Here is a 16,386-nt window from a genome sequence, read left to right as displayed (position 1 = left end):
CGTGCAGGTAAATGACTTACATATTGACGTTTTGTCGCACCCCTAACGGATCACTGCAATCGCCAACTGCACTTTTTTTCATCAAAAAATAAACAACCCGTTTCGCCGCTTACCGGCGAGTCGCTGTGGTTAACAAATAGAAGCGCATTGTCCCTACCGACGAAACAAACCCGCAGAGAGCGCGCGAACTAAAGCCAATTTCCATTCAATAATAGCAACATAGTGTCGAATCCGCCCAAATCTCGCCACGTTCCACATCTAAATTATTAAAGTTGCGAAGGTCTGGTTTCAGCGTGCCGTATCCGTGTGCGTGGCCGCCAAGGGGACTCGTTATGAGAAATTTTGATTGGAAGTCTAGATTCAATAAGCCCAGCCTGAAGAGCGCTCGCCCAAAATGGCTGGAGGCATTCATGGCGTCGGAAAGCGGCGCGATGACCATACTCACACTGTTCCTCATAATGATCGTTTTTGTTGCAGCAGGATTTGCCGTGGATGTCATGCGATATGATCGCGAGCGCGCCAAACTGCAGTATGCCCTGGACCGGGCGGTTCTTGCCGCTGCCGACCTTGATCAGGATTTGTGCCCGAAAGACGTTGTGAAAGACTACCTCAAAAAGGAAGGTCTGGATCAGTATCTGGTGGGAGAACCCATAGTCGAACCGGAGACCTGCGGATCGCAAGCGGTGGTGCTTGAAGGCTATCGCCGTGTCGAAGCGAGCGCGAAGATGGACATCGAAATGCACTTCATGAAGTGGCGCGGTGTTGAAACAATCGCCAGCGTCGCTTCCAGCGTGGCTGAAGAGTCGATCGGCAACGTGGAAATTTCGCTGGTTCTGGACGTCTCGGGCTCGATGCGCGGCACCAAGCTGACCAACCTCAAGAAAGCTGCCAACAATTTTATCGACGAGATGATCAACAAGTCCGAGGACGGCAAATTATCGATCTCGATCGTGCCCTATTCCGAACAGGTTGCGATACCCAGTTACCTGATGGATCTGCTTAAAACTGAAGGTGAAAACGACATCGCCAACTGTATCGACTTTAACAGCGGTGACTTCACAACAACAACTTTTGACAATTTTGACGCCAAAGATCCAAACAGCGGCCAAGTCGTCCGCGTTGGTACGCCAATTCCCAAAACACTTCACTTTACCGATTCAGGAAATGCAGACTATCGGCCCTCTAACGGCGTGGTAACAAGCTACACATGCTTGCCAAACACAGCCACAAGCCATCGTGAAATCACGATTATGCAAAAGGACGCTCAGAAGCTAAAGGATGAGATTGCCTTGCTGCAAGCGGATGGCTGGACATCTATCGATGTAGGTCTGAAATGGGGTCTGACGCTGTTGGACGAGAGCTTCCGTTACCTGACCAATGAAATGTCCAAAGACGGTCATATACCGACAGAGTTCAAAGCGCGCCCTGCACCAAACAAAAGTGCGGATACGCTGAAAGTTGTTGTGCTGATGACTGACGGGGCAAATACCAAGCAGCATTTGGTCCTCCCGCCTTATCATCAGGGTACATCTGACGTCTGGTGGAATGCATCTGACGATATCTATTCCTTCTACGACCGCGATCAAAGCAACTATATTTGGCCTGATGTTGAGATGACGGAATACAACTCCAGCAGGGGTTGGTATTGGGCGAGAGACGAGCGTCAGGATCACGCCTATGGGGAAGGCAATAGGAAGTATATGCAATACCAATGCACATCTTACAGCAACGGTACCTGCTATTCGATGAACCGAAGCCGATCCAGAGAAAAGTCAGAAGGCACCGATGTTGTAGAGCTGTCGTGGCCAGACCTTTGGAAACGTACAACCAAGTATCGTATCTATCAGATGCTCTACGATGCTTACGGCTCAAGCTATGCCTACGACTGGTACTATGCTGCATCGGACGAACTCGATCAGCCGGACAAAGACCCGCGTGTCAGATCGCTGTGTGACAAAGCAAAGGAAGAGAAGGTCATCACTTTCTCAATCGCCTTTGACGCCCCAACAGCGGCTAAAAATCTGCTGAAATACTGCATCAGTGACGACGGCGCATATTACGAGGCATCCAATGAGGATATCGTTGACGTCTTTGCCTCGATCGGTTCGACAATTCAGAACCTGCGGTTGACCCAATGATCCGCCGCGCGACCATATGGCTGCGCCGGTTTCGGCGTCGCGAAGACGGCAGCGCCACGATTGAACTGCTGTTCTGGTTTCCCTTCTTTATCTGGGTAACCTACTCCGGCGTTGATCTGGGTTTGATGTCGTTCCATCACGCAAATCTCGAACGTGCGCTGGACGAAACCATCCGCGAAGTACGGCTGAACAGATTGCCTGCAGGTGAGACCGAATGGAAGCATGACCTGCTCAAAGATATGATCTGTGACCGCGCTCGACTTCTTCCCGATTGCGGCGCAAACCTGTCTCTGGAGATGAAATCACTCGACCCCTTCTCTTCTTTGGCAGCGCAGAATTTGAATCAAACTCCACTTTGCGCGGACACGCCCGAAGAAGTCCGGAAACCTGAGGATCGGGTCTTTGAAGCGGGTGCATCCAACGAGTTGATGATCATTCGTGCATGTATGGAGGTTGCTCCCGTTTGGATCAGTACAATCCTGGGCCAGGGCGTCAGGGAGAATGCCAGCGGTCAATTCGAATTACATTCCACAACGGTATTCGTCCATGAGCCTGCTTAATAGTTCAATCGTCAGAAAACTACGGATCCACCTCAAGCGTTTCAAACGTAGCGAGGATGGACTGATTACGATCGAAGCAGTGTTGATGGTGCCCGTCCTGTTCTGGTCTCTGACCGCATCCTACACGTTCTTCAACAGCTATCACCAAAGTGCGAGAAATCTGAAAGCCGCTTATGCGGTAGCAGATATCATCTCTCGTGAACGTGGCACCATTACGTCCACTTATGTCGAAACGCTGTATTCTTTGATGCAGAATATGGTCGAAGAGCGGTCTGACATGAACATGCGCATCTCATTCCTGCGCTACGACAAACCTGACAAGCGCCACTATGTCTTGTGGTCCTGCGCCCGGGGTGCTGACTTTACCACCAAGTGGGACAACGGCAACATTCATCAGCTCGAAGACCGTCTGCCCACTATGCCGGACAATGGCAAGATGATCGTGGTCGAAACAAGCAACCTCTATCGCCCGCCTTTCAAGCTGCTTGTCACGCGCCCGCCCTACTACATGAACAACTTTGTTTTCACGCACCCGCGTGTGTTCGACAACATCAACGCTGAGAACAACTGCTAAGGGTCATCCCCTTTCGGCGAGTATCGCGGACAGAATCTCTGACATGAATTTGGTTTCGGCGGCGGCGGTCATCCCGCCTACGCCGACCCGATGCCCCAGTCGCCACCAAAGGCCGGGTTCCCATCGGGCACCGGTTGACGTGTTGGTACGGATCAGAAATCCATTGGACGGCTTGAACGCGAAAACCCCGCGATCCACGCTCTCAATATCCTGCACATCTGCAATCTTGTGGCCGGAACCTGTTCTGATTTCCGATTGAGTCAATTCGATCCGGTCTGCGGTTGCAAACCACATGCGATAGGCCAGCCAGAACGCAGCCCCACCGACAACAATCAGGAACAATTGCCACCCCAATGCTGGGGGCGAGGCAAGCGCGACGTACAGAACCAACACCCCAACCGTTGTCAGCATCCCTACCCCAATCCAACGTCTGGGCGCGGATGCCTCAACTGTTGCCAGCACTTCGTCCTGCATAGTCGTCTCCATCTGATTTCCTTGTCGTTTAGCGACTTTCGCAGCCGGACAACAGACCTCGAAATGAAACGAACAAATTTGCACAGATGTAGTGCCCGAGTGCAAATTGACCGCACGATTGCACGAAATACATAGTGCTCGTACAAGCAGGAGGTCGCTATGTCCCTCAGACCAACATTAGAAACACGCAAAGCTGTTCCAACCATGGAGGGTGCAGGCGTCAAACTACACCGAGCCTTTGGATTTCAGGACCCTTCCGAACTGGATCCTTTTCTTTTGTTCGACGATTTCAGGAATGAAAGGCCAGAAGACTATCAGGCAGGTTTCCCCTGGCATCCGCATCGCGGGATCGAGACGATAACTTACGTGCTGTCAGGCACGGTCGAACATAGCGACTCGCTGGGCAATAGCGGTTCTCTGGGCGCAGGTGATATCCAGTGGATGACTGCCGGATCAGGAATCCTGCATCAGGAGATGCCTAGCGGAAACACAAATGGCCAGATGCACGGGTTTCAGCTTTGGGGCAATCTTCCCTCTGCGCAGAAGATGACTGCTCCGCGGTATCAAGATGTTAAAAGCAAAGAAATCCCTGAGGTTACCGATGATGACGGTACTATAGCTCGGATCATCGTTGGGGAATTCTGGGGGCGAACCGGGCCAGTTGATGGGATTGCAGCTGACCCACAATATCTGGACATCTCAATTCCAGCGGGAGTGAAAAAAACTTTCCGCATAGATACTTACCGCCGGGCGTTTGCCTATATTTTTGAAGGGCAAGCTGCGTTTGCCGATGCATCGCAACCAACTGGTATCCTTCTTGAAAAAGAAGTCGCGGGACAAGAAGTCAACATTCGCGATATGTCCGGTGACCGTACTCTGGTCCGGTTTGGAACAGGGGATGAGGTCACGGTTCAGGCCGGGCCTGAAGGTGTTCGATTTCTGCTGATATCTGGTGCCCCGATCAATGAACCGGTGGCATGGCATGGTCCAATAGTCATGAACACTCAATCAGAGCTGGAGCAGGCTTTTCGTGAATTGCGAAATGGAACTTTCATTCAGCCCGCGCACTGAAACCCAAATGCCCGACCGTTTTTGGTCGGGCATTTTCAGGACGTGACTGCTTTACGCACCATATCCCAATAGATCAGCTCAACCTCATCCAACGACAATCTCCCACCCGACCGGTACCATGTCATGACGCCGTTCAGCATGGCGATCACCGCCAGAGTGGCGATTTTGGTATCTGCGATCGAGAACAGGCCTGCTTGCTGGCCCTCTCGCAGAACATTCTCCAGCGAGTTTTCGTAGCTGCGGCGCAGCCCTTCGATCTCGGTAAAGTTCTCGGGCGAGAGATTCCGCAGCTCCATATAAGCGATGAAAACCTCATCAGGCCGTTCAAGATGGAACCGGATATGAAAACCCACGAACTGACGCAAAGCGCCAAGGGCATCTGGTTGTGTCTCCAGATCGTTGTAAGCCGCAAGCAGGTCCTGCATATGCTGCTGCATCAGGCGGAAGAGCAGGCTCTGCTTGTCTGGCGTGTAGTTGTACAACGCCCCCGCCTGTACACCGACTTCACCAGCGATCTGACGCATGGAAACCGCAGCATAGCCGTGCCGGGCAAAAAGCCTCAGCGCTGCCTGCCGGATACGCGGGCCTGTTATGTCAGAATGAGAACCTTGAGTACGTGCCATAAGGCCACCGTATCTGAACAAATGTTCAGATAGAAGCCTGCTTGAACCAGCTTCGTAAAAGATGCATCACAGAACCCGGACGCATCCCCGAAAGGCTGGTCATGAAACACATATCTCTGCTGACCCTGTTACTGGCATTCGCCGGATGTACGGATATTCCCGAGTTGGAAGGGAAAGAGGCCCCATCCATCCGCAATGCGGCTTATCCCAAGCTCGTCCCGCTTGAGGAAACACTTGGCACCCCTGTTGATCCCGTCAGCGAGGCATCTGAGGTCGAAGAGGAACTGACCTCCCGCAGTGAAGAGCTGGCCAAGAAAGCCGCAGCTCTGCAGGCCGCTGAAATCAACTGACACACCGATTCTGACACAGAAAATTCACCGGCTTTGCTGGTGGATGACGCATTGCACCCCTGCCCCGAACCCGCTAAGGCAGCCTGCAAAGGACGTTTCGTCTAATACGGCAGATCGAGCGGAAAGGACCCACGGAATGACAAAGGCGCTGCGGCTTGGAATTGCGGGTTTGGGAACCGTGGGCATTGGTGTCGTCAAGATTGTACGCCGTCATGCCGATCTGCTGCAGGCGCGTACGGGCCGCCCCATCGAAATCGTTGCTGTGTCGGCGCGCGACCCAAACAAGGATCGCGGCGTAAACCTGTCTGAATATGCTTGGGAAACCGATCCGGTGGCGTTGGCCAAACGGGACGACATCGACATTTTCGTAGAGCTTATGGGCGGTGAAAACGGGCCAGCCAAAGCCTCGGTCGAGGCCGCACTTGCCAGCGGCAAGGATGTCGTGACTGCAAACAAGGCGCTGCTGGCGATCCATGGTCAGGAACTGGCTGAAACCGCCGAAGATGCTGGCCGAGTGATCCGGTTCGAGGCAGCCGTCGCAGGCGGCATCCCGATCATCAAGTCCCTGACCGAAGGTCTGGCTGGTAACGAAATCACGCGCGTCATGGGCGTAATGAACGGCACCTGCAACTATATCCTGACCCGCATGCAATCGCAGGAACTGGGCTACAACGCGCTGTTCGAGGAATGCGCCGAACTAGGTTACCTCGAAGCTGATCCCAACCTTGATGTAGGTGGTATTGACGCGGCGCATAAGCTGGCTCTGTTGTCCTCAATTGCCTTCGGGACAAAGCCAAATTTCGACGGCATTGAGATCGAAGGCATCCAGCACATCAGCCTCGATGATATCCATCAGGCCGCCGATATGGGCTATCGCATCAAGCTGCTGGGCGTTGCGCAACGCTCTGCCCGTGGCCTGGAACAACGGATGCAGCCCTGCCTTGTCCCAAGCGATTCACCTCTGGGTCAGCTCGAAGGCGGAACGAATATGGTCGTGATCGAAGGTGACGCTGTTGAACAGGTCGTTCTGCGCGGCCCCGGTGCCGGCGAAGGTCCGACTGCCAGCGCCGTCATGGGTGATGTCTGTGATCTGGCGCGTGGCCTGCAAATCTCGACCTTCGGCCGCCCGGCGAACACTCTGACAGAGGCGTTGCCAGCACGGACAGGCCTGCCCGCGCCTTACTATCTGCGCCTCGCCCTGTTGGACAAACCCGGTGCACTCGCCAAGGTGGCGGCGATTCTGGGCAACGCAGGCGTTTCAATCGACCGTATGCGCCAATACGCACATTCCGAAGCCACCGCACCAGTTCTCATCGTTACCCACAAGACCACCCGCGCCACGCTGGATCTGGCGCTTGATGATCTCAGAACCACGGACGTTGTCTCGGGCGAACCTGTCGCACTGCGCATTGAACAGGTCTGAACTCTTGCAGCCTGCACCATGGGCGGGCTATGCCGGACATAATGTCTTCGCTGACCAAAGGATTACATCGCATGAACGCTGCCAAAACCGACTTTAACGACCGCATGCTGTCTCTGGGCCTCGCGCGGGTTGCCGAACAGGCGGCGCTGGCCTCAGCCTCGCTGGTTGGCCGGGGTGATGAAAAGGCTGCCGATCAGGCCGCCGTAAACGCGATGCGCGAACAGTTGAACCTGCTGGATATTTCCGGCGTTGTCGTCATCGGTGAAGGTGAGCGGGACGAAGCGCCGATGCTGTATATCGGTGAAGAGGTTGGAACCGGCAACGGACCCGGCGTTGATATCGCGCTGGATCCGCTGGAAGGCACCACGCTTACAGCCAAGGATATGCCAAACGCGTTGACCGTGATTGCAATGGGTCCGCGTGGCTCGATGCTGCATGCCCCTGACGTGTATATGGACAAACTGGCAATTGGTCCGGGCTTTCCCGAAAACGTTGTAAATCTGGACATGAGCCCACGCGAACGTGTCGAGGCCCTAGCCAAGGCAAAAGGGTGCGAGCCTGCAGACATCACCGTTTGCATTCTGGAACGCCCCCGTCACGAAGCAATGATCGCCGAGGTGCGCGAGACCGGCGCATCGATCCGCCTGATCACCGACGGTGACGTCGCGGGCGTCATGCACTGTGCTGAAAGTGAAGTGACCGGCATCGACATGTATATGGGTCAGGGTGGAGCGCCCGAGGGTGTTCTGGCCGCTGCCGCACTGAAATGTATGGGCGGGCAGATCTTTGGTCGCCTGCTGTTCCGCAACGATGATGAACGCGGACGCGCAGCCAAGGCCGGGATCACCGATCTGGATCGCGTGTATTCGCGGGATGAAATGGTGACGGCGGACGTGATCTTTGCTGCAACCGGCGTAACTGGTGGTTCGCTGCTACCGCGCATCAAGCGCGAGCCGGGTTGGGTCGAGACAACCACCTTGCTGATGCGTTCGAAAACAGGTTCCGTGCGCCGCATGTCCTATCGCACTCCGATGTGGTCTCACGACTGAGGCTGATGGCTTGAACTCTCGCCTGTCGCGTGAGTATCTGTATTAGATCATAAGGCCGGGTCCGATTGGGTCCGGCCTTGTTTTATCGGGAGCAGACATTGAGCTTTCTTGGAGTTGAGCAGTCACTAACCGGACGACGCTGGGTCGGCCCTTCCGCAGACGTTGAGAGGGCGGCGGAGATGCTTGTTCAGCAAGCCGACCTTCCTCGTGCTGTAAGTCAGGTATTGGCCCGACGCGGTGTGCCGCCGATGGAGGCGCGTGGATTTCTGGAACCCAAGCTCAAGGAACTGCTGCCTGATCCGCGTACCCTCAAGGATATGGAAAAAGCCGCCGAACGGTTTATCCAAGCTGTCCGCGGCAGGCAGCGGATTGCGGTCTTTGCAGACTATGATGTGGATGGCGGCAGTTCCGCAGCACTGTTGATTGTCTGGCTGCGCCAGATGGGCCTGCAGGCCACTCTCTATGTTCCGGACCGCATCGACGAAGGGTACGGCCCCAATGTACCTGCAATGCAGGAGCTGGCGGCGTCTCACGACCTCATCATCTGTGTCGATTGCGGAACGCTGAGCCATGAACCGATTGCCGCTGCCAAAGGCGCAGACGTCATCGTCTTGGATCACCACCTTGGTGGAGAAACGCTGCCGGATTGCGTCGCGGTGGTGAATCCTAATCGACAGGATGAAAGCGGTGATCTGGGCTATTTCTGTGCAGCAGGCGTCGTGTTCCTGATGCTGGTCGAGGCCGGGCGCCAGATGCGCGAAGCCGGGATCAAAGGCCCAGACCTGATCTCGCTGTTGGATTTAGTGGCGCTGGCAACAGTGGCTGATGTTGCGCCACTAATAGGCGCAAACCGGGCACTGGTGCAGCAGGGCCTCAAGATCATGGCGCGCCGTCAACGCCCCGGTTTGGTGGCCCTGTCAGACGTGTCACGTATGGATTCCGCCCCCAACAGCTATCACCTTGGCTTTCTTCTCGGACCGCGTGTAAACGCCGGCGGGCGGATCGGTCAGGCGGATCTGGGCGCGCGGCTGCTCAGTACAGACTCAATGACCGAGGCCGAAGCCTTGTCGCAGCGGTTGGATGAACTGAACACCGAACGCCGTGACATTGAAAACGCCGTGCGCGCGGCCGCATTGGAACAGGCCGAAGAACGCGGGCTGGCTGCACCTTTGGTCTGGGCGGCTGGTGAAGGCTGGCATCCCGGCGTTGTCGGAATTGTCGCCTCGCGTTTGAAAGAGGCAGCCAACCGACCCGCAATCGTCATTGGTTTCGATGGGGATGAGGGCAAGGGATCCGGCCGGTCTGTCTCTGGTGTGGATTTGGGCGCGTCGATCCAACGGCTGGCGGCCGAAGGGCTCTTGGTCAAGGGCGGTGGCCACAAGATGGCAGCGGGCCTGACAGTTATGCGTGACAAGCTGGAACCAGCCATGGAGCGTCTGAGCGAACTGCTGGCCAAACAAGGTGCTGGTCAAGGCGGCCCTGTCGATCTGAAACTGGATGGCGCCCTGATGCCCGGTGCTGCAACCGTTGATCTGATTGAGCAGATCGAACAGGCTGGCCCGTTTGGAGCAGGTGCCCCTGCCCCACGATACGCGCTGCCTGACCTGCAGATACGTTTTGCCAAGCGTGTGGGCGAATCTCACCTGAAACTCTCGCTATCCGATGGGATGAGCGGCGGAGTAGACGCAATCGCCTTTGGCGCTTTCGACGGCCCGATGGGAGAACGCCTGTCAAATCACGGCGGCGCCCGGTTCCATTTTGCTGGTCGGCTCGAGATAAATTCATGGGGTGGACGCCAGAATGTCCAACTCCGGCTTGAAGACGCCGCCGAGGCGAATTGAGAGCGATTCCAGACATAAATTCTATCTGGTAAAAAAGTTTCACATCCCTGCATTTTTCGGCTTGCGGGGGTTCGAGGTAAACCGTAAAAGGCCCTCCACAAGCCAGCGTGGCCCGTTCGTCTATCGGTTAGGACGCCAGGTTTTCAACCTGGAAAGAGGGGTTCGATTCCCCTACGGGCTACCACTTGTGCTTGTGCCATTCTCAGATGGCCCGTTCGTCTATCGGTTAGGACGCCAGGTTTTCAACCTGGAAAGAGGGGTTCGATTCCCCTACGGGCTACCATTTTCCCAAACAATCTCGCAGAGTACGGATTTCTCCGGCGATATTGCCCGCCGGAAACACTGTTCCTCACCCTAGTTATCGGCGCCATTCAGATCCTCGTCAGCCATCTGAGGCAACTCCTCGATCAGGCGGGTCTCCAGCAACTGACCGTGGCGATAAAGGATCGGGTACGCAACGGCCGAGATATGGCTGTTGAACTCACGAAACGCCCGCAAGGTTTCCAGATGGATATCGCTGGTCTCAAAGCTCTCGGTCGTACCGTGCTGAAGTCGTCGCAGGTGTCGCTTGCGGCTGTCTCTTTCAGCTCGCTTGATCTCGCTCTTTTCCAAGCTCAGAAGGCGAGCGCTTTCGAGGTCATCGGAAATCAGAACGTTCGAAGCCAGCTTCACATTGGCCAGAATGCTCTCATGCATCTGCACCAGTTCGGACCAGCCTTCTTTTGAGAACGTGGCCCCCTTCTTACGCATTTCATCTGCCAACTGGGTAAGTCGCTTGGCCACAACGTCACCGGCTGTTTCAAGGCGGATGGCATATTCCATCATATCACGTGCGAGTTTGGCATTCTTTTTGCCAAAGCTATCGGTTGGGATCGTGGCGACAAATGCCCGAATTCCCGACAGGCATTCGTTCACATCGCCGTCCATCGCGCGCACGGCACGTATCTGATCCTTGTCACCCGACCGGTACAACTCGAGCGCTGGCCGGAACATGCCCTCAACCAGATCGCACATGCGCAGCAGCTCACGCTTGAGGCTGGAAACGGCCTGACTGGGGCTTCCGATGTTGCGAGGGTCCAGCGCGCTTGCTGGGCGTGCCTGCTGAGCCAAATCTACACTGGTCTGCTGCTCTGGCAATAGACGCTCTGCCAGGGGCTGCAATCGTCCACAGATCGGCAAGGCGAGCAAAAGCAGCGATGCGTTGAACGCAAGATGCGCGCTGACGAGCATCTGCCCTCCACCAGGCGTATCCACCAGCCCCGACCGTAAGGCAAAGTTGCAGGCAAATAGTACGACGATCGCCCACGTGCCGCGCAGAACGAGGTTTGTGTAGGGTATTCTTCGGGCTGGCATTTCCATACCACGGCTCAGCCAAACCGGAATGAAAGCCGACCCAAAGTTAGCGCCAAGGACAAGCGACAAACCTGCCTCGAACGGAATTGCTCCGATCTGGACAAGAGTGACACACATCAGGATCGCGGCCACCGAGGAGTGCATGACAAAAGCCAGCGCACCACCGACCAAAAAGGCAGTTATGTAGTCGCGGGCCAGATAGTCAGCAACGGCAGGCAGAAACGCGCTGTCGCGAATGGGATCCATCGCCTCGCGCAGAAAGCGCAGCGATATCAGGATGAAGGCGATCCCCATCAGAATACGCCCTAACTGTCGGGCTTTCTTAGCTTCAGTTTTGACGAACAGATACCCGCCCACAGCCAACAGAAGTGGAACCAGCCAGTCCATTCGGAATGACAATATCTGAATAACCAACGCCGAGCCGAGGTCGCCGCCCAATACAATCGCCAGACCAACAGGAAAGCTCAGGAGTCCGCTAGCAGCAAAGCCAGACGTCAGCAACGCCACAGCGGCAGAGCTTTGAAGGACAACGGCCATTGCAATGCCCACGCCCGAAGCCTGCACATAGTTCTGCTGCCCTGTCATGACGCGCTGGAAGGACGCGCCATAGCTGCGCTCGATCCCCGTACGCACCATCCGTACCGCAAAAAGCAGCAGCATGGTGGCACCGGCCAGTTGAATCAAAAAACTTACTATTGCCATCTTCTTATCCGTGGACGAGCTGCAGCATCTGAGTATGCAGTTCCGGCGTTGCTGCCGAAATGACCTTACCGTCTGAACTCAGTTTCAAAGGCTTACCGTCCCAATCCGTCATTATACCACCCGCAGCCTGCACCAGGGCCGAAACCGGCAGGAAGTCATAGGATTGAAGATCGTAATCGATCACAACATCCACATGCCCGGCTGCCAGCAAGGCGTGCGGATAGCAATCATAGGCAAAGCGGCGCGTTTGCCCCGATTGCATCAGTCGATCAAACACAGTCGGATGATCACGATGAAGCTTATCGCCTTCATTCACATATAAAATCGCTTGTTCAAGCTGGGTCTTTTCCGAGACCGAGATACTCTCACCGTTCAGTGTCGCACCCTGCCCCTGCACGCCCAGAAACACTTCATTCAGTGCAGGCATTGCAACGACACCCAAATCGGCAATCCCATCAACCAGATGTCCGAGCAAGAAACCGAACAAAGGATGACCCGACAGAAAGGAACGGGTCCCGTCGATAGGGTCGATTATCCACATCTCGCGCCGGTCGCCACCCTGAACACCGTGTTCTTCACCAACGATCCCATGATCAGGAAAGTGTTCCTGCAGGTATTCGCGCACCTTGGCTTCGACTGCCTTGTCGGCCTGTGTCACCGGGCTTTCGTCCGCCTTGAACTCGATACCAAGGCGACCACGGAAACATTCGCGCGCGGTTTCTGATGCTATTTCCGACACACGCATCGCATGTGCCGCATGATCATTACGAACGAGCATCATCTATGCTCCACTTGCCTTTTGGGCTTTCACACCCCAGCCCTCTAACGCGCTGGCCAGCGCGCCTTTGGGAAGTTTGTCGGATACGAGCAGGTCAACATCCCGGGGGTCCGGGCCGACATAAGGGGCTGTTTCACCAAACTTGAAATGCGCCGTTGCGACTACGACCTGATCGGCATTTTCCGCAATCATTGCAGACAGTTCAGCTTCTGCAGCGCTGCGATACATGAAACCCTTTTCTGCCGAGACGGCATCGATACTTAGCAGCACCATGTCAAAGGCATATCGCTGTGCCTGTCTATGAGCGACATATCCAAAGGTTCCACGCTCATCGCTCTGTAATTCACCACCTAACAGATGCACACGGTTTCCGTTGGTTCCCGCCAGCGTCTGGCCAATACCGATGGAATTGCTGACGATTGTCAGATTTCCGATCTGCCTCAGCTCCTCGGCCACAAAAGCCGTTGTCGAACCGACATCCAGAAAGATGGTCATTCCGCTTTGCACCAGCTTTGCAACATGAACCGCAATTTGTCGTTTTTCATCTGAGTGTTGCGATATTCTGCTGAAGAAACTGGGATCCCCCTGCGTTCCCGCCAGATACGCACCACCATGGACGCGCTCGACAGCGCCCGTTTTGGACAGGGATTTGATGGTACGCCGGACCGTCTCTTCGGACACATCAAGGGTCTTTGCCAGTTCTGAATTTCGGGCTGTGCCGCCAAGTCGCCGCAGGACATCCAGCAGCTCCAATTCTCGGTGCGTATGAGGTGCGCGATTTTTCACAGGCGGCTCCAAATTCCCAAATATCCCCACATAAGGGCACATAATATGGTCAACAACAACCCGTATCCCGTGATTCAGGCATATCGCTGCCTGATCATCGCGCTGTTACCACATTTTTGGTGAATTTTTTGCTTCAGATGCCGAATTTTTCGCGGCAGAGTTCTTCGATCTGGGTCCAGATAGACTTGAACTCCGGCGTGTTTTCAGCGGCATAGTGGAAGTTCTTCATCAAACCTGTCAGCTGAGTAAAGACCTGACGAACCTCGGCCTTGTCAGCAAACCCAGCCTTTGACTGAGTAACGTCATAGACAAGTTTGAAGGTCTGTTTCTGTCTCTCAAGCGGGACGGTGGCATCCACCTTATCAAAGGCGTCTTGCTGCAGGTAAACCATATCAACAAACAGTGCTTTTTGCTGAGTCACGAAATCCTCAATCGTGACACCCTCTTCGCCCGTGACCTGCATCATTTGGTCGACCTGCTCACCCTTTTCGATGAGTGACAGCAAGTCCCGCACCTTTCCGGTCCAGCCCGGTTCGGCATTTTTGTCATACCAGTCGGAAAGCTGATCCAGATAGCGTGACCAGCTGAGCATCGGGTCCACCGCCGGGTAAAAGCGTTTGTAGGCGCGCTCGGATGACAATCCGAGGAAACATTTGACTGTGGACAACGTCGATTGAGTGACAGGTTCATCAAAGTTACCACCTGCAGGTGAAACTGTCCCGATCAGGGTCAGACTGCCCAGATCCCCATCATTTGTCTTCAACGCTCCGGCCCGCTCGTACAGTCCTTTGATCGAGCTCTCAAGATAGGCCGGAAACCCCTCCTCACCCGGAATCTCCTCAAGCTTGCCAGAAGTTTCCCGCATCGCCTGTGCCCATCGGCTGGTGCTGTCAGCAATCAAAAGCACGTCATAACCCATCTGTCGGTAATACTCGCCAAGTGTAATCCCGGTGAAGATCGAAGCTTCACGTGCCGCCACAGGCATGGACGACGTGTTACAGATGATGATTGTCCGGTCCATCAGGCTGCCACCAGATGTCGGGTCGGTCATCTTGGGAAACTCGGATATGGTTTCGACCACTTCGCCCGCGCGCTCACCGCAGGCCACCACGATCACGATATCCACTTTGGCATTTCGCGCGATCAGGTTCTGAAGAACGGTCTTCCCCGCCCCAAAAGGCCCGGGGATACAGGCTGTACCGCCGCGTGCAATAGGGAAGAACGTATCAATCAGCCTCTGCGACGTCAGAACGGGCTCAGTTGGGTACAGCCTCTCTGATAAAGTGCGTTTCAGGATGTTCTCTGGCAGCGCCCGCCGAACCGGCCACTTCTGCGAAAGGGTTAACTTGTGTTCCCCGCCTTGCTCGTCCTCTAAGCGGGCGACGATGTCGTGGATCGTCGCCGCGCCCTTCTGTACCCAGACCACTTTGTACTCACCTGCCCAATTGAACGGCAGCATGATCTTGTGGTTGAAACGACCCTCGGGAACTGTCCCGATACTGTCTCCGGCATTAACCGTATCACCAACCTTCACGGATGGCGTAAACGACCATTTCGCCTGATCATCCAGTGGGGCAACATCTGCACCACGCGGCAAGAAGGTTCCGAATTCGGCGGCAACTTTGGGTAGAGGAGACTGCAACCCATCGAACACCTGCCCCAGCAGGCCCGGCCCCAGCTCAACCGAAAGCAATTGACCAGACTGCTCAACCGGATCGCCGACCGCTACACCATCCGTACTCTCATAAACCTGCACATCCGCAGTATCGCCGCGCACCCGCAACACTTCGGCCTTGAGACGTTCCTGACGGCCACCGGGACCTGCAAGTGTTGGAAGGATGAACACGACCTCGTTCTTGACCAACTGTCCTGGCTGGCCCGAAGCATCCTTGTTGGCTTGAATCTGCACAAGGCCTTCCTGCACTGAAACAACGCGCGCGGTTGCGGTCTGGGTCGATGAGGTTGGGGCTGTCATGCGCTTACTCCCTCAAAATCAATATCGGTGACATTGGCCATCGCCTGTTGTGCCAGTGCCTCAAATCTCTTTGCCGCGTCTTCGGCATTACTTTGGGACCAGCGATCGAATATGTTCCAGATCAACACGTAGATCGCGACCGCTTCGAAATCGAAGAAATGGCGGGCGGCGTGCCGTTTGAGCTGTTTTTGACTGACCGACAAAAGCAGCCTTTCCAGACCAAGTGGATCATCGCTTTCCAGCAACTGATGCGCCTCTTTCACCCAAGGCATGGGTGTTTCCAATCGAAACCCCGGATCGCTCCAGTTTGCGGGAATATGCCGACTCCAGCGGCCCATTCCGAATGCGCCGGAAGGTGCCCCCTCACCCCGTTTACGCAGACGCATCGCAGCGATCACGGTACGCATTTCGATCCGTTCCATGAACAGCTTACGCAGTGTCGACTGCGGGACCTCTTTGAGCGCCTGTTTACAACGTCCCATGGCCTGCGCATCCGTAACGTCCATGTCATAGGCGCTCCAGCTCAGCGCGTTCTCCAGCACCTGCAACACACGCGCATCTTCAGGTTTCAAAGCCTTCAGGCGACGATCCAGCCTAAGACGTGACAACGGCGGCTGTTTAGCAATGAACAAACGCTCGGAACCCGGCAGGCTGCAGATCAGCGAGATATAGGCGTCGGGGTTTGACAT

15 protein-coding genes and 2 tRNA genes are annotated in these 16,386 nt (G+C 55.3%); 10 read left to right on the top strand and 7 right to left on the bottom strand.

Annotation, left to right across the window (positions count from 1 at the left end; translation table 11 throughout):
- Window positions 1-410 precede the first annotated feature (410 nt).
- The 3 genes from GOX61_RS08215 to GOX61_RS08205 are packed head-to-tail and all read left to right on the top strand — an operon-like array spanning window position 411 to window position 3,272.
- On the top strand, window positions 411-2,138 hold the full coding sequence (locus GOX61_RS08215; RefSeq protein ID WP_254436801.1) for a pilus assembly protein TadG-related protein: 1,728 nt from the start codon (window positions 411-413) through the stop codon (window positions 2,136-2,138).
- The gene (locus GOX61_RS08210; protein ID WP_155135486.1) at window positions 2,135-2,698 is read left to right on the top strand and encodes a TadE/TadG family type IV pilus assembly protein; all 564 of its coding nucleotides are present in this window, start codon (window positions 2,135-2,137) and stop codon (window positions 2,696-2,698) included. The genes GOX61_RS08215 and GOX61_RS08210 overlap by 4 nt, the downstream gene beginning before the upstream one ends.
- The gene (locus GOX61_RS08205) at window positions 2,685-3,272 is read left to right on the top strand and encodes a TadE/TadG family type IV pilus assembly protein (RefSeq protein ID WP_196223222.1); all 588 of its coding nucleotides are present in this window, start codon (window positions 2,685-2,687) and stop codon (window positions 3,270-3,272) included. Before GOX61_RS08210 ends, GOX61_RS08205 begins: the two co-directional genes overlap by 14 nt.
- A gap of 3 nt (window positions 3,273-3,275) precedes the next feature.
- On the opposite strand, the gene GOX61_RS08200 is transcribed toward GOX61_RS08205, so the two are convergent.
- Window positions 3,276-3,758 carry a hypothetical protein gene (locus GOX61_RS08200; RefSeq protein ID WP_254436800.1) on the bottom strand — a complete coding sequence of 161 codons (483 nt, stop codon included), beginning with the start codon at window positions 3,756-3,758 and terminating at the stop codon, window positions 3,276-3,278.
- Window positions 3,759-3,905: 147 nt separating this feature from the next.
- Here GOX61_RS08200 and GOX61_RS08195 point away from each other — a divergent pair, with 147 nt between their 5' ends.
- On the top strand, window positions 3,906-4,817 hold the full coding sequence (locus GOX61_RS08195; protein WP_170332779.1) for a pirin family protein: 912 nt from the start codon (window positions 3,906-3,908) through the stop codon (window positions 4,815-4,817).
- 35 nt (window positions 4,818-4,852) lie between these two features.
- On the opposite strand, the gene GOX61_RS08190 is transcribed toward GOX61_RS08195, so the two are convergent.
- Window positions 4,853-5,440 carry a TetR/AcrR family transcriptional regulator gene (locus GOX61_RS08190; RefSeq protein WP_170332777.1) on the bottom strand — a complete coding sequence of 196 codons (588 nt, stop codon included), beginning with the start codon at window positions 5,438-5,440 and terminating at the stop codon, window positions 4,853-4,855.
- A 101-nt stretch (window positions 5,441-5,541) separates the two neighbouring features.
- On the opposite strand from GOX61_RS08190, the gene GOX61_RS08185 reads away from it, so the two are divergent.
- The 6 genes from GOX61_RS08185 (at window position 5,542) to GOX61_RS08160 (ending at window position 10,386) form a co-directional block, all read left to right on the top strand.
- Window positions 5,542-5,790 (top strand): hypothetical protein, encoded by a 249-nt coding sequence (locus GOX61_RS08185; RefSeq protein WP_170332775.1) that lies wholly within the window; start codon window positions 5,542-5,544, stop codon window positions 5,788-5,790.
- A 136-nt stretch (window positions 5,791-5,926) separates the two neighbouring features.
- Window positions 5,927-7,213, top strand: a complete 1,287-nt coding sequence (locus tag GOX61_RS08180) for a homoserine dehydrogenase (RefSeq protein WP_170332773.1) — start codon at window positions 5,927-5,929, stop codon at window positions 7,211-7,213.
- 71 nt (window positions 7,214-7,284) lie between these two features.
- Window positions 7,285-8,262 carry a class II fructose-bisphosphatase gene (gene glpX / locus GOX61_RS08175; protein ID WP_155135498.1) on the top strand — a complete coding sequence of 326 codons (978 nt, stop codon included), beginning with the start codon at window positions 7,285-7,287 and terminating at the stop codon, window positions 8,260-8,262.
- A 98-nt stretch (window positions 8,263-8,360) separates the two neighbouring features.
- Window positions 8,361-10,103, top strand: a complete 1,743-nt coding sequence (gene recJ / locus GOX61_RS08170; protein ID WP_170332771.1) for a single-stranded-DNA-specific exonuclease RecJ — start codon at window positions 8,361-8,363, stop codon at window positions 10,101-10,103.
- Between the two features lie 109 nt (window positions 10,104-10,212).
- Window positions 10,213-10,287: transfer RNA gene (locus GOX61_RS08165), tRNA-Glu, on the top strand.
- Window positions 10,288-10,311: 24 nt separating this feature from the next.
- Window positions 10,312-10,386 (top strand) — tRNA-Glu (locus GOX61_RS08160).
- Between the two features lie 71 nt (window positions 10,387-10,457).
- Here GOX61_RS08160 and GOX61_RS08155 read toward each other — a convergent pair.
- The 5 genes from GOX61_RS08155 to GOX61_RS08135 all read right to left on the bottom strand — a co-directional run bounded on the left by GOX61_RS08155 (window position 10,458) and on the right by GOX61_RS08135 (window position 16,386).
- Window positions 10,458-12,158: a Na/Pi cotransporter family protein gene (locus GOX61_RS08155; RefSeq protein ID WP_170332769.1), complete on the bottom strand. Its 1,701-nt coding sequence runs from the start codon at window positions 12,156-12,158 to the stop codon at window positions 10,458-10,460.
- 4 nt (window positions 12,159-12,162) lie between these two features.
- Entirely contained in the window at window positions 12,163-12,936 is a 774-nt protein-coding gene (locus GOX61_RS08150; RefSeq protein WP_170332767.1) for an inositol monophosphatase family protein, read from the bottom strand.
- Window positions 12,937-12,939: 3 nt separating this feature from the next.
- Window positions 12,940-13,722: a DeoR/GlpR family DNA-binding transcription regulator gene (locus tag GOX61_RS08145; RefSeq protein ID WP_367646950.1), complete on the bottom strand. Its 783-nt coding sequence runs from the start codon at window positions 13,720-13,722 to the stop codon at window positions 12,940-12,942.
- A gap of 133 nt (window positions 13,723-13,855) precedes the next feature.
- Window positions 13,856-15,697, bottom strand: a complete 1,842-nt coding sequence (locus GOX61_RS08140; RefSeq protein WP_170332763.1) for a V-type ATP synthase subunit A — start codon at window positions 15,695-15,697, stop codon at window positions 13,856-13,858.
- On the bottom strand, window positions 15,694-16,386 hold the full coding sequence (locus GOX61_RS08135) for a hypothetical protein (protein ID WP_170332761.1): 693 nt from the start codon (window positions 16,384-16,386) through the stop codon (window positions 15,694-15,696). The genes GOX61_RS08140 and GOX61_RS08135 overlap by 4 nt, the downstream gene beginning before the upstream one ends.

The sequence above is a fragment of the Ruegeria arenilitoris genome (assembly GCF_013030265.1).
Classification (GTDB): Bacteria; Pseudomonadota; Alphaproteobacteria; order Rhodobacterales; family Rhodobacteraceae; genus Ruegeria; species Ruegeria arenilitoris_E.
This window is presented reverse-complemented; position numbering and strand designations above follow the sequence as displayed.

What these genes read in the sequence shown, in the direction of transcription:
- GOX61_RS08215 (WP_254436801.1), top strand. Translation starts at nt 411, where the DNA reads ATGGCGTCGGAAAGCGGCGCGATGACCATACTCACACTGTTCCTCATA.
- GOX61_RS08210 (WP_155135486.1), top strand. Translation starts at nt 2,135, where the DNA reads ATGATCCGCCGCGCGACCATATGGCTGCGCCGGTTTCGGCGTCGCGAA.
- GOX61_RS08205 (WP_196223222.1), top strand. Translation starts at nt 2,685, where the DNA reads ATGAGCCTGCTTAATAGTTCAATCGTCAGAAAACTACGGATCCACCTC.
- GOX61_RS08200 (WP_254436800.1), bottom strand. Translation starts at nt 3,758, where the DNA reads ATGGAGACGACTATGCAGGACGAAGTGCTGGCAACAGTTGAGGCATCC.
- GOX61_RS08195 (WP_170332779.1), top strand. Translation starts at nt 3,906, where the DNA reads ATGTCCCTCAGACCAACATTAGAAACACGCAAAGCTGTTCCAACCATG.
- GOX61_RS08190 (WP_170332777.1), bottom strand. Translation starts at nt 5,440, where the DNA reads ATGGCACGTACTCAAGGTTCTCATTCTGACATAACAGGCCCGCGTATC.
- GOX61_RS08185 (WP_170332775.1), top strand. Translation starts at nt 5,542, where the DNA reads ATGAAACACATATCTCTGCTGACCCTGTTACTGGCATTCGCCGGATGT.
- GOX61_RS08180 (WP_170332773.1), top strand. Translation starts at nt 5,927, where the DNA reads ATGACAAAGGCGCTGCGGCTTGGAATTGCGGGTTTGGGAACCGTGGGC.
- glpX (WP_155135498.1), top strand. Translation starts at nt 7,285, where the DNA reads ATGAACGCTGCCAAAACCGACTTTAACGACCGCATGCTGTCTCTGGGC.
- GOX61_RS08155 (WP_170332769.1), bottom strand. Translation starts at nt 12,158, where the DNA reads ATGGCAATAGTAAGTTTTTTGATTCAACTGGCCGGTGCCACCATGCTG.
- GOX61_RS08150 (WP_170332767.1), bottom strand. Translation starts at nt 12,936, where the DNA reads ATGCTCGTTCGTAATGATCATGCGGCACATGCGATGCGTGTGTCGGAA.
- GOX61_RS08140 (WP_170332763.1), bottom strand. Translation starts at nt 15,697, where the DNA reads ATGACAGCCCCAACCTCATCGACCCAGACCGCAACCGCGCGCGTTGTT.
- GOX61_RS08135 (WP_170332761.1), bottom strand. Translation starts at nt 16,386, where the DNA reads ATGTCAAACCCCGACGCCTATATCTCGCTGATCTGCAGCCTGCCGGGT.